Annotated in this window: 13 protein-coding genes, 1 tRNA gene, 1 rRNA gene and 1 other RNA gene; all 16 read right to left on the bottom strand. The window is 37.7% G+C overall.

Going from position 1 to position 13,188, the window contains the following annotated elements; genetic code table 11:
* Window positions 1-94, bottom strand: a 16S ribosomal RNA gene (locus tag GX497_01705); the annotation flags it as partial.
* A 458-nt stretch (window positions 95-552) separates the two neighbouring features.
* A complete protein-coding gene (gene bofA / locus GX497_01700; GenBank protein ID HHY71946.1) occupies window positions 553-831 on the bottom strand; it encodes a pro-sigmaK processing inhibitor BofA in 279 nt (92 codons plus the stop codon).
* Between the two features lie 84 nt (window positions 832-915).
* Window positions 916-1,137, bottom strand: a complete 222-nt coding sequence (locus GX497_01695) for a YaaL family protein (GenBank protein HHY71945.1) — start codon at window positions 1,135-1,137, stop codon at window positions 916-918.
* A gap of 20 nt (window positions 1,138-1,157) precedes the next feature.
* Window positions 1,158-1,754, bottom strand: coding sequence for a recombination protein RecR (recR, locus tag GX497_01690; GenBank protein HHY71944.1), 597 nt, complete (start codon window positions 1,752-1,754; stop codon window positions 1,158-1,160).
* Between the two features lie 21 nt (window positions 1,755-1,775).
* Window positions 1,776-2,099, bottom strand: coding sequence for a YbaB/EbfC family nucleoid-associated protein (locus GX497_01685; GenBank protein ID HHY71943.1), 324 nt, complete (start codon window positions 2,097-2,099; stop codon window positions 1,776-1,778).
* A 33-nt stretch (window positions 2,100-2,132) separates the two neighbouring features.
* Window positions 2,133-3,827, bottom strand: a complete 1,695-nt coding sequence (gene dnaX / locus GX497_01680) for a DNA polymerase III subunit gamma/tau (GenBank protein HHY71942.1) — start codon at window positions 3,825-3,827, stop codon at window positions 2,133-2,135.
* A 170-nt stretch (window positions 3,828-3,997) separates the two neighbouring features.
* Window positions 3,998-4,262, bottom strand: an RNA gene (ffs, locus tag GX497_01675) — signal recognition particle sRNA large type.
* Window positions 4,263-4,323: 61 nt separating this feature from the next.
* The gene (locus tag GX497_01670) at window positions 4,324-4,797 is read right to left on the bottom strand and encodes a nucleoside deaminase (GenBank protein HHY71941.1); all 474 of its coding nucleotides are present in this window, start codon (window positions 4,795-4,797) and stop codon (window positions 4,324-4,326) included.
* Between the two features lie 99 nt (window positions 4,798-4,896).
* Window positions 4,897-6,582, bottom strand: a complete 1,686-nt coding sequence (locus tag GX497_01665; protein HHY71940.1) for a LysM peptidoglycan-binding domain-containing protein — start codon at window positions 6,580-6,582, stop codon at window positions 4,897-4,899.
* An 82-nt stretch (window positions 6,583-6,664) separates the two neighbouring features.
* Window positions 6,665-6,868, bottom strand: coding sequence for an EAL domain-containing protein (locus GX497_01660; protein HHY71939.1), 204 nt, complete (start codon window positions 6,866-6,868; stop codon window positions 6,665-6,667).
* A 242-nt stretch (window positions 6,869-7,110) separates the two neighbouring features.
* Complete coding sequence (locus tag GX497_01655) at window positions 7,111-8,595, bottom strand: hypothetical protein (protein HHY71938.1); 1,485 nt, start codon at window positions 8,593-8,595, stop codon at window positions 7,111-7,113.
* A gap of 16 nt (window positions 8,596-8,611) precedes the next feature.
* A complete protein-coding gene (gene tnpA / locus GX497_01650) occupies window positions 8,612-9,010 on the bottom strand; it encodes an IS200/IS605 family transposase (GenBank protein HHY71937.1) in 399 nt (132 codons plus the stop codon).
* Between the two features lie 94 nt (window positions 9,011-9,104).
* Window positions 9,105-9,731 (bottom strand): hypothetical protein, encoded by a 627-nt coding sequence (locus tag GX497_01645; GenBank protein HHY71936.1) that lies wholly within the window; start codon window positions 9,729-9,731, stop codon window positions 9,105-9,107.
* Between the two features lie 197 nt (window positions 9,732-9,928).
* Window positions 9,929-10,207, bottom strand: a complete 279-nt coding sequence (locus GX497_01640; GenBank protein ID HHY71935.1) for a hypothetical protein — start codon at window positions 10,205-10,207, stop codon at window positions 9,929-9,931.
* 185 nt (window positions 10,208-10,392) lie between these two features.
* Window positions 10,393-10,465, bottom strand: a tRNA-Arg gene (locus GX497_01635).
* Window positions 10,466-10,966: 501 nt separating this feature from the next.
* Window positions 10,967-12,964 carry a copper amine oxidase N-terminal domain-containing protein gene (locus GX497_01630; GenBank protein HHY71934.1) on the bottom strand — a complete coding sequence of 666 codons (1,998 nt, stop codon included), beginning with the start codon at window positions 12,962-12,964 and terminating at the stop codon, window positions 10,967-10,969.
* Between the last annotated feature and the right edge of the window lie 224 nt (window positions 12,965-13,188).

Here is a 13,188-nt window from a genome sequence, read left to right as displayed (position 1 = left end):
TTCAAAGGAGCAAGCTCCTTTTCATCCGCTCGACTTGCATGTATTAGGCACGCCGCCAGCGTTCGTCCTGAGCCAGGATCAAACTCTCCAAAAAGGGTTTGATTGCTCAAAAGTTTTACTGACTTGCTTGTTGGATTCTACTATCCAACCTTTTTTTTGCACGCTTGACATTTTGTTTAGTTTTCAAAGAACATTTTACTTGTTCTACCGCTATTTTGTAGCGATATTATTTATTATAGTAGGTTGCTTCGTAGAAGTCAACAACTATTTTGATTAACTTGTACACTTTTCAATGTGACTTTTTATATTTTATCCTAAACCCTATCCTAAATCAACAATTTTTTAGCAGTTTAGTACTTTTTTTAAAAAAAAGTCTTTGATTTGTGGACTGTTTGTGAACGTCGCCAACAGCAACTTTTAAAATATACCACCTCTTAAATGACAAGTCAAGCAGTTTTTTTAAAACTTCTATGAGTGATTACCTTCACCTTGAGAGAGCCCATTACCTATTATTTATTCCTTAAAATTTATTTATAAAAAAGGGGCAGTCCCTTATAAAACTATTTGATTAATAGCTATAAGGGCCACCATTCCCGGTATTCCTAAAAATCCAGATATTGAAGCCGTAATTAAATTAATTGGAATATGAAGTCCCATTAATGTTCCAATTGAATTTATGATAAAAAGACCTAACGCCCCAAGCATAATCCGTACAAAACCACTGCCTACCATTCTTATTGGCTTAATTGGCGCACCTAATATTAGTAAAAGGCCAATAAATCCGCCAAGAATTACGACAATAGTTGTCGGTTCAAACGTAGTCACATCCATCCAACGCTTCCCCTTTCATACTTTGTCCCATTTATAATCATTTCTATGAAATGACGACATGAAAAAGAACAAAAAGAAAAAGGATTATTTATGTTCTGCGGTTAGACGACGGATTTTCGCTTCTCTTACTAAATAAAAATATTTTGCTTCGGAAATCTTTAAATCATTTAGTAACTGAACATTTGTATCGATGCTTTTTTCAAATAAGTCTTTATTCCTCATCCACTCTGCCTTTAGTTCGTTTAAATCAACCCATAGCTTTTGATTTATATCTTTGCGAAGCTTCCCTTTACGTCGGAAAAACATCATCAATTCCCCCCGCTACACTATAGTTCACGTCGTCCTTCTAATGCCTTTGAAAGGGTAACCTCATCAGCATATTCCAAATCACCGCCAACTGGCAGGCCATGGGCAATTCGCGTAATCGTGATGCCTGATGGTTTAACGAGGCGCGAAATATACATCGCTGTTGCTTCTCCCTCAATATTGGGGTTTGTAGCCAAAATAATTTCTTGCACTTCCTCATTTTGCAGCCTTTTTAAAAGTTCGGAAACCTTTATATCCTCAGGCCCGATTCCATCCATCGGTGAAATGGCACCATGAAGAACATGATAAAGCCCTCGATACTCTTTCATTTTTTCCATCGCGATAACATCCTTAGGATCCTGAACAACACAAATAAGACTGCGATCACGATACCCATCATCACAAATGGAACATGGATCATGATCCGTTATATTAAAGCATACAGAGCAATGTGTTAGATTTCTTTTGGCATTTACTAATGCTTTACCAAAATCCAATACATCTTCTTCTTTCATTTTTAGGACAAAAAAAGCCAGACGAACGGCCGTTTTAGGGCCGATACCTGGCAACTTCATAAAGCTGTCAATAAGCTTTGCAATTGGTTCTGGGTAATGCATTTTTAATCTCCTCTATTCAAGTTAAAATAAACCTGGAATATTTAGCCCTTGCGTATATCTGCCCATTGTTTCATTCGTTTTTTCATCAACCTTCTTCAAAGCATCGTTTGTTGCAGCTATAATCAAGTCTTGGAGCATTTCAATATCATCAGGATCTACTACTTCTTCCTTAATCTTAACCTCTTGTACTACCTTGCCACCTGTAACAGTAACAGTAACCATGCCGCCACCAGCTGTCCCTTCAAATACCATTGCCAGCAATTCTTCCTGCGACTGCTGCATTTGCTTTTGCATTTTTTGCACTTGTTTCATCATATTATTCATATTTCCCATTCCACCACGCATATAGTGAAACCTCCTTTTATCTACTGAATAATGTTAATCCTTTATTTCAATTAAATCAGAACCAAATAATTTTTTTGCTTCTGCAATTAACGGATCTTCCTCAGGCACATCTTCATCTTTCTCATTCTTTTGGCTGCGAATAAATTCCTCTTTAACAACTTCCCACTCTTCAAAAGTAATGGCATGCATTTTTAAATCTAGGCCAATTGTTTCTTTAAGAACCTTTTCAATTATATCACGTTTATTCGTTGCTGCCATTTGACAATGAAATTCATGCTTAAAAGCAAGAACGAAAGCTATTTTAGATGCGGCAACTACTTTTGCATCTAAAATCATCGCTTGGGCAGCAATTTCCCGTAATTTTAAATTATCCAAAAATAAGCCCCACTGGCTTGATAGCCAACTCAAATCCTGCTTTGAGGCCGTTTTTAGCATTTCTTTTACTTGACCAATTGCCCTGTTAGCGGTTCGTACAGACCCTGACTTCTGTAGCTTTTTATCCCGAGGGGCTGGACTAACTTCTGAATTACCTTGGGCTTCTATAGGCAGGCCATTTTTCTTCCATTCCTTTAATTCAGCCTCAAGCTGATTTATTCTCTCAACGAGTGCTCCTACCTGTTCATTTGAAGGCCCTGAACCTGCATCTGATTGCTGACATATTTTAACTAAAGCCAATTCAAGCAATATTTTCGGATGATTCGTCCATTTCATTTCTTGTTGGCTTTCATTCAGCTGATTAATAATTTTATATATAGAGTCAGCCGCTATTTCACTTGTCATTTTTTTAAAACTTTCATCGACAATTGCCCGTTCCATCATATTTTCTAAGTTAGGCGCACTTTGGTATAAAAGCATATCGCGGAAATAAAAAATAAGATCCTCAATAAACCGTGTTGGCTCTTTGCCAAGTTTGATAAGCTCATCAACTGTATGTAGAGCCTTTATAACATCTCTATTCAATAGGCTCTCGGCTGTTTCCGCTAAAAATTGTTGTGAAACTGCACCTGTTATTGATAACACATCTTCAACGGTAACCCTATCACCACTAAAGGAGATTGCTTGGTCTAAAAGGCTTAAGGAATCGCGCATTCCACCTTCTGCCGCTTTCGCAATTAAAGGCAATGCCTGCTCTTCAGTTTCGATATTTTGTGAATCAGTGATCTCCTTCATCCGTTCAACCATTACCTGAAGCGGTATGCGCTTAAATTCAAAACGCTGACAACGAGAAATAATCGTAAGCGGTATTTTATGAGGTTCTGTTGTTGCTAATATAAAAATAACATGTTTCGGCGGCTCTTCAAGCGTTTTCAACAATGCATTGAAGGCGCCAATCGAGAGCATATGAACTTCATCAATAATATAGACCTTATAACGAACGGAACTAGGCGCATATTTGACTTTATCACGAATATCACGAATTTCATCAACACCATTATTTGATGCCGCGTCAATCTCAATGACGTCGGATATCGAGCCATTTGTAATTCCTTTACACGCATCACACTCATTGCATGGCTCACTTATTGGTGCCTTTTCACAATTAACAGCCTTTGCTAAAATTTTCGCAGCACTCGTCTTTCCCGTACCACGTGGACCGGAAAACAAATAGGCATGGGAAAATTTTTCTTGAACTAATGCATTTTGCAATGTTCTCGTGATATGCTCTTGACCGACAACATCGTGAAATGTTTGCGGCCGCCAAACTCGGTATAAAGCTTGATAAGCCATTTCCCACACCCCTTTCGACCCATTTTATGAAAACTGTACTAATTATTTTCATACTAAATCATTATAACTGATAATAGTCTTTTTTTCCAAAGTTTAAAACATGTCGGCTAAAATGTGAAAGAGGCTGACTCTTTTATTTGAGTCAGCCTCAATATATAGCTATGTATATGCCGTGCACCTTCTGTCGATATGGCAGCCATAAGCGTTACTTAAGCAGTTAGCTCAGCCTAGGCGACCCTACGGCACACGGGATAATCCACTTACTGCTGCTTCCTTCCGGACCTGACAGGGTTCGTGGGTTCCCGTTGCGTAGGACCCAGACGTCAACACCACTTACTTAAGGCAGGCCTTACGGCTACCAACCTCGAGAAGGGATTCAGCCTCGCTACAGCGGATTGCGAGTTCAGGGCACCGCTACCTCCCCGCCTAGCACGACTTCTTAAGTATATAGTGTTTTATTTTAAAAATCAACAAGCGAAGGAATGGTAATTGTTTGTCATTTTTGTTGTTTTTTCTTTTCACGAAGCTGTTTAAAAAAATTGCTTAACAACGCAGAGCACTCTTCTTCCAATATGCCGCTAGTTACCTCTGCCACATGGTTAAAACGATTGTCTTGTAATAAATTCATAAGCGTTCCCGCACAGCCGCCCTTTGGATCAGCGGCGCCATAAACGACCCGATCTACTCTAGACAGAACAATCGCCCCTGCACACATTGGGCATGGCTCTAATGTTACATATAATGCCGCTCCTGAAAGCCGCCATGTCTCAAGTTTTTTACAAGCCTCATCTATCGCTAACAGCTCAGCATGGGCAATTGCTCTTTGTTCAGATTCTCTTAAATTATAGGCACTAGAAACAATCATGCCATCTTTGACAATGACTGCACCAATCGGTACCTCACCAATCTCTTCAGCTTTCCTCGCTTCAGCTATCGCAGCTTTCATAAATAATTCATCTTGAAGACTCATTTGTTTACCCCTTTTCGAACACTTAACCTGTCACTATTATACAAAATTCTAAACATATAAAAAACCGTAAGCACAAGCCTACAGTTTTCTCTAAAAATATTATTGTTCAAGACCCATTTTCCTGACAACAGCATCATCGCGTAGCATTGTCCACATCGCTGGATCTTCCATACCTAATCTCCAAAGTGCTAAGCCCCTAATTCCTAATCGGTTGGCAAGTCGAGCTTTCGCCAAGATACTTGCACGGTTTTCAAACCAAACTTCGTGGTTGACACCTTGTGCATCTGTATATGCAAACATCGGTGTTTGCGTTTTTTGATCAAAAGTAATCTGTTTATTATATCTTTTAGCTAAATTCATTGCCATTTCATAAGTTACATATGAGGCACGGTCCGTTTTCAAGTTAAAATCAAAACCAAATACTGAAACAGCTGCGACGATTTTTTGCTTTGGCATAACTGTCATCGCATAGCGTAATACTTTTTCCATCCGCCCAATGGAAACAACTGGACCTGGACCGCTTCCTGGCCAGCCATGCTCATTATAAAGCATGATCACAAACTGATCTGTTGGTTGATGGAGATTTGGGTAATCGAACGGTTGCGCAAAAACACTTGGGTCTGTTGGTCCCGTTTTTGATGGAACAGCAGTTGAGAAGAAGTAACCACGTTCTCCTAAAACACGGCCAATTACACGATACAGCTGGGTCAAACGATTTCGGTCTTCTTCTAACACATCCTCTATATCAATATCGACGCCATCTAATCCATACCTTTCAATTAATCTAACTAAATTAAGAGCAAAGGCGTTCATATTTTGTTCAGATGATACAAGCTCATGGATAATTCGCTTCGCTAACTCTACCCCTTCATCGTAGAGGAGGTTATGAACGGTTGCTAGCATTTTTACATTATGGCGGTGACCAATTGTCACTAACTGCCGAACCTCATCATCTGTAAATTCACCAAACTTATCAATTGTTGTTGGATTATCACGGCTGATTCTAAACATGAATAAACCGCCTTGCGATATTTGTTGAATATTACTAACAAATGATTGAAAAGAACTTGGCAATGTTGGCCCTTCCTGTAACGTATAATACCCTAAAATTTCAAAAATTGGCTTTGAGCCATCATAAGTGCGAAGCGTTGTTACTGTTTTTGAAACCCAGCCTGGATTACCATTGTATAAAGCAACTTTATACCAGTCACCTTGAACCCCCAAGAGCGGCAGCCTTGCCCCACGATCCATTTGCGCCACTACATTATAAGTAGCCCCAGGTCTTTGCCTAACGTTTGCAACATCGACATTGACAATAACCTCAGAAAAAACAGGGATCATTAGCATTTGCCCAATAGATAAATCCATACTTTTTAAATTATTTAGAGCCATTATACTTTCAACTGTAGTATTGAATTTAGTGGCAATCGAATATAAAGAATCGCCAGATTTTACTTTATACTCTGTTTGCCTCTCATCATTTTCAGATACCTTAAGCGTCTGGCCGATATAAATAATATTAGATTGTAAACGATTCATTGCTTTTAATTCTTCAACAGTGATTCCAAACCTTGTAGCAATCGTGTAGAGGCTATCACCTGGCTCTATATTGTAAATATTTATTTCTGAATTAGAAGGAACGGTTAATTGTTGACCAATATAAATAATATTTGATGTTAATTGACTTTCTTCCTTAATATTTTGTATGGATGTGTTAAATCGCTCGGCAATTGATGATAACGATTCTCCAGGCTGCACTACATACTTTATTTGCCGAAAATACATTTGAGCCTCATCTCCCTTACCTAGACATTTATACTACTATATGCAGGAATAGGTGATGATGATAAAAAACATACATGAAAAATTAAACTGCAAAATAGGCCTTTTCCTTATTTTTCATCAGTTTCATTTCTAACTCGGTGGCAGGCAATGGCTTACTAAATAAATAGCCTTGACCAAATTCACAATGCCGTTGTCTTAAATAACGAAGTTGATCTATTTCTTCAATTCCTTCTGCAACCACTCTCATCCTTAATGATTTTGCTAAAGAAATGATTGCATTTGTCATTAATGACGATCTGATAACTCCCACAGCTAAAGCAGTGGGGTTCTATGATACTAATACACTTCTTACTAGCACCTTATCTTTTAAAAAGAGGTTGTACTAATAAACTGGTGTATATTCTCTAGAACATTAACGGACGTATTGCGAAAATGCAAGGCACTTCACCAAGCAAGCCCTTAAAGACTCCTTGTATGCTTATCGTTCCGACTTCTCTTGGGCGTTATCACGACCAATCAGGTTCGTTTTTATGCGACAAACCAGCGCATTGTTTTACTTGTCGAATGTTTGAGGCGTTCCATTTCAATAGTATGAAGTTCTAAAAAATGATTCCATTGTGCGTTACATAAAGATACATCAACAGAATCAAGGGCATCATTAGTGTTACATATCAAAAAGGCGCTATATAAATCACGTTGGATGCGAAACTCTCCAACATCATTCCAGCGTTCTGAAAGTTGTTTCTTCGTATATTCACCAGTCAGATGATTGAACTGGCTAGCCTTGATAGCAAAGGTATCTATTTTCTTGATTGATTGTCCTTGATAACCTAGCTTTCGGTCAATAATGGTGAGTAGCATCGCGGGGGCACGGTTAGCTATTGATTTTCCAAACCGTTTTTTTCGGTTAATCTTACCGTTTGTATGGTTTCGAGTTGTATGTTTTGCACGTTTTTGAAGTGATTGAAACCGCATCGTTTCAACTCGTATATCAGAACCTAGAGCAAGAATATCGTTTGCAAGTTTTTCATGTGACATTTTCCGTTCAACCCCAACCTTGCGGTAGAGTTCCTTACGTTTTTGACGCAACTTCTGATATTTAGTAGAGTATTTCCAAGTTAACCTGCCTTTTTTGATTGTTCCATTTTCGTTAAAGTTGTTAGGATTGGTGGTTCGTTTAGAGCGATCCATTTTACGTTGTATTCGCCTTATTTCCTTTTCATCATTGTTACATTCTGGAGCGAGTTCACGAAGTTCAACGATGGTTTCGCCGCTAATCGCTATAGTAGACGTGCCTATGTCCAACCCAATACGTTTTGTTTCATCATTTGCAATTTTGCGATTTCTTTTTTTTGGTGGGTAGCCTTCTTGAATCAGTTGAACAAAATAACGAATCTTTCCTCTAACTTCTCGTTTTAAAATACGAACATACTTTGTCTTATCTAATAAAGCGACATGTGCATATTCATCATCTGCTTTAGGAGAAATCGGCATACATAACCAATTTTTCGGTTTAGGAGTTTTCTTCGTTGGTTTATCGCCCCACATAATATGTCCTTCTATATACCTTAACCCAGTTTTGTTTGATTTGTTTTCTATCGAGATATCATCATTTACATTTTTGAAATGAACCCTTTTTGATTTTCCAAAATGAAGTTTTTCTACGGTTTGAAAAGCTCTTGTTGCCAGTTTTTGAGCCTCGAAGCTACCAATGTGTTCCTCGAATTTATGCTGTACTTCTTTTACAAAATGATGGATTCCGTATTCAGAAAAACCATAATTCAAACGAATAGCCGCTAATTTTTTATCACGTTCTTTTGATTTGGATTCATGAAGCAATGTGCGATACTCTTTATCTGCCTGCACTGCTTTATTTCTTTTCAGAGCTTCACCGAGACAAGAATTGTAGACTGTTCTTGCAATTTTGAATTTCTTTTCCAAACGGTGGTTTTGCCAAGTAGGTATGTTCAAGGCGAATTCAATTGTATAAGTTGGTGTACTCTTCTTTGCCATCGGTTTCAACTCCTTTCTACCCTCGCTTTTTCTGATTTTCGACATAACGTTTAATAGTTTCACTTGATACATTTCCAGCAGTAGAAACAAAATAAGAGCGTGTCCACAGACTTGGCAAGTGCTGAAGATGCGGAAATTCTTCACGCAATTTTTTAGAAGTCACCCCTTTGATTTTTGCCATTATATCAGCAGGACTTAAGGTTGGGAGTGCGTTCAGAAACATATGTGTATGGTCTTTGTCACATTCAAGAGCAACAATTTGTATTTCTAGTTTCTCACATACTTCATGTACCAACTCTTTGAAACGTTGTTCGACCTCTGTTTGCAGGAAAATCCTTCTTCTATATCGAGGACAGAACACAAAATGGTAGTTCAATAAGGATACAGTTGTACGTGTTCTTCTATATTCGTTCATATATATATTGTATCAGTTTATTTAATATACAACAACAAATAATCAACAAAAAAAGTGAAAATTTCAAATACTTGAAGTACCATGAACCTTCGGTTTACCTATGGTACTCCGTATTTGACCTCACTCTCATCCCACAGTTGAAACAGTGGGCTTTCTCGTTCGGAAAATCTGTAAAAACAAGAATAAGCTTTTGTTCATTCAGCCCCCGAATGTTTTCTTGGCCTGTTTTTTCAACCAAGCTTAATAGTACTTCTATATTCGCAATTTGTTCTTTGTTTTTACCATTAATATCATTGATAATTAATTTTTGATCATCCAAATCTTGTACAGCTAAAAGTGTTGAATAATCTCCTCTTAAGCTCTTCCAAGTCTTTTCAACCTGCAACAATTGATTGCGAATCTCTTTATTTTCGTCGATTATTTTCAAATACTCTCTGTCACTTTTTATGTTATAAAGATTTTGTTCGAAATCTTGTATAGATTGTTGAAGCTCTTCTCTAACATCTTTACTTCCCATAAAAACAACTTCAATAGCAATCTTATTCATTTCCTCTGTTAGCATTCGCCCACGACCAGCAACATTGACCATATGGGATGTATTTTCCTTTTTTGAAAGAGAATTTGATATAATATAATAGCTTCCAATACTAATTGTAAAAAGAATTAATATAAAAAAGCCGATTTTAAAATATATTGATTTAAAAACTGAAAAACCAACCATTCTATCACCTTCTTTATCAACGATGTCCTTTCTTGAATATAGTTAATTATCCCTGTTTAAACCGTGATAGATTTCACCGAAAAATGGTAAACAGTGATTAGTTAGCCGATTGTCGAAATTTCGACAAAATACTGCAAAAAAAAGAAAAACAGGCGGAATGGCCTGCTTCTGATATCTGGTAAATTAGTATAAATACATTATCCTTTTACTCTACCCCATCTACGTTCTCTTAAACGGTCAACAATCGTAAGATCTCTTTTATGGGCCATTTCTTTTTCCGTAAATAAGTCCTCTTTTTCTTTTAGATTCACTTCTCTAATTTCTGATTCCGATGCGTTGAACTTTTCATGAATCAAATTTCGAATAAGTTGGCTTTGGCTAATTGGTGCCTGAAACTTTTGAAAATGCTGTTCTCTTAATTGACTAATCTTTTGCAATTCCTCTTGAGAAACTCGTAATGTAATCGTCTTATACATGGCCTTTCCCCCTCCTAAGTCTAAAGAATCCTTAAGTTAAGGGTACTATTATCGCCTTAAAAAGAACGTCGTTTCACGATGGAGGTTTTTAACTTTTATCATGGGTTATTGTCGATTATTACGGGTTATTAGGGGGAAAAGGCCACTCAAAACAAAAAACCTTGATTAATCAAGGTTTTTAACAGCGGCCCCGAGAGGAATCGAACCTCCGACGCACGGTTTAGGAAACCGACGCTCTATCCGCTGAGCTACGGGGCCAGATATAAAATTAATCTACATACTACATTATAGTGAAAATGCCCGAAAAGTAAACACTCTTGCACTCGAAAGCTACTTAGGAAATGATTAATGATAGAATAATAGGAACAATTGCAGAAGCAGGGTGGGCAGTCGAGCCTCCAAGTTAGGAGGTGAGGCTGAATGGTTACAATTGACGTAGCAATGCTCGCAATTTCATTTGCAGGATTGAACTTAACTCTAGTCATGATTGTAATCATGATTATTAGTTTAAAACGCAGAAAGTAACCCACCCTGTTAAGTTTTGCGACTGAAAAGGTGGGTTTCTTTCTGACCTATTTATTTGCCGACTGCCCACTTCTGTGGTGTGCAATTGGATAACCGTAGATGTCTCACCATCTACGGTTATTTTAGTTTATGTTACTTTTATTATAGCAATGCGTTTTCGCATTATCAAGTTTCGAAACCAACAGGCTCGATTGAAGCCAAAAGCAAAACTGCTATTACCTTCTGTAAATCCCGCTATTCTTGGATACCTTGCAACTCCTGTGATTCTAGTGAATCCTCTGAATCATACACGCCCTTTGAATCCTGTAAATCTTGTGAGTACTGTAAGTCTTGTCCAACTGTGATCAAATCAATCGCTAAAGGCAATGCGGAGCCACCAGCATGCATGATCTCCAACTCAATCATCCCATTTTCCTTATCAGCAACATAATCAAAAATATTTGCTACCTCTGTCATCGGTGTGAGCGTTGGAATTAAATAAACCTTTCCATCGACTTTTACAGCTCCATTATAAATGCCACCGCGTGCGCCTACTCTTACTCTAACAGTCTTTGATTGTCCTGTATTATTGATGATTGGAATTTTCACAATATAGGAGGCACCAAAATGCCCAGGGTTATGAATCACTTTTGATTGATCACCTAGTCCATTTTCCGCAGACATTAAGTTATCTGTAGCCCCATTGGAAATTTGATAAGCAGTTTCATCTCTTCCAACCTCATATGGTGGCAGCTCTGTTTTTAATTGTGAACTACTCCATACTCCCCGCGGATGGCGAGCCGTTTCGTCAATTTCAACCGGGTCTGTTAAAATCGTCATAAGATCCATGCTATTTTTACTAACGACAGTTCTGATTTTATAATTTAGCTCACCAGTTCCCGATTTTTTATTCACCGCAAAATCATATTGGAAACCTACCGTATTATCTTGTTTAAGCTCAATTGATTTCATTAACGCATTTTCCCCTGCTTTTATAACAGGGCTATTCATCTTGACAGTTGTTATTTTTCCACTTAGCGCCTTTTCCGCTAAAGGCAAACCAACATCATAATTGACCCAGCCATTTGGAGTTTGACGGTTCGTTCCTTTTAGGCCTACTACCTCAATCTCATTTGTCTTTGATAGATTTTCGATTGTAATGCCAACAGTTACATTTTTGCCAAGCTCATTAATATGCCAGCCAAAGACCCGGTGTTCCATTGAAGCTTTTGGTGACTGAACTTCGTCCTGCCATAATGTTTCATTATCTTCAGGCAATGTACGTGCATTCAAATTTTCTGGATTATCACTGACCATAATTCTGCGATTCCCCACAAATTCAGCACTAACTACATTTGTTGGTTTCGTAAAAGTAAATGGCTCTTTTATTAAAAAATCATGGATAAACTTTGCTCTGTTAATATAAATAAATGTTTCATTTGTATTTTCATTTAAACTTGCATAACCCCCAAGGATTTTAGCAAAAGAATTAGTCGGTACTAAAACCTGACCATCAACCTCAATAAATGGTTTTGACATCTCAACTTTTTTGCCGTCAATAATAACCGCCTTTTCTCCTACAGTGAAGTTCATCACGATACCATCAAATTCAACATAAATAGTATTACCGTTTCTTTCCCAATAAATTTCGTTAATTGTTAAATTATTAAGGATTGAATCAATTGGAATATAGGCTGTCTTATCTTTTATGATGGGCGTAAAATTAGCGAAATCTAGTAATTTATCATTTAAATAAACAGTAGCGGGAAGCTGCTCGATTGGAGCCTCTGGCATTGTAATCGTAACGAGCTTTGCTGCACCATCCCAATCTACCGTACCACCGAATGCTTCCCCAACAAAACGCAATGGAACAAGCGTCCTGTCCTTATACACAGTCGCTGGAACATCAAGCTGCCAATCAGCCTCATCTATTTTTGCAACATTTGAATTAATTACTAGGTTAATAGATTTATCGTTTTTAACTGCCGAAACTGTTTGATTCAGTCCATCCCATGTAACAGCTGCACCCATCGCTTCAAAAATGGCCCGTAATGGCACTAAAGTTCGATCACTTTGCATCACAGGCGGCACATCAAAATTAACCTGAAGTCCATTGATTGTCACCTTTGCATCTTTCATTTCGATAATTTGATTAGTCTTTTTTACATTTTTAACGGCTGCATCCGCATTTGGCAAAAATAAGTTCAGTGCAAATGTAGTTGCAATCATCGCTGTCATTATCTTTCTTATCAACGAATTCTCCTCCCTAAAACCTATTCCGATAGCTCACTAAATTCTACCATTCTATTATTACAAAACTATTTCAAGGAAATTAAAATTTAAATTTAAAAAAATAAAAAGAAAACGCCCGTTGTAGTCATTGATGAAGCTCATTTATTGTCACCATCGATGTTACAAGAGATTCGCTTTCTAACAAACTTTGAAATTGATTCACTTTCGCCACTAGCCCTTATACT

This window comes from Bacillus sp. (in: firmicutes), from assembly GCA_012842745.1.
Lineage (GTDB): Bacteria > Bacillota > Bacilli > Bacillales > Bacillaceae_J > Schinkia.
This window is presented reverse-complemented; position numbering and strand designations above follow the sequence as displayed.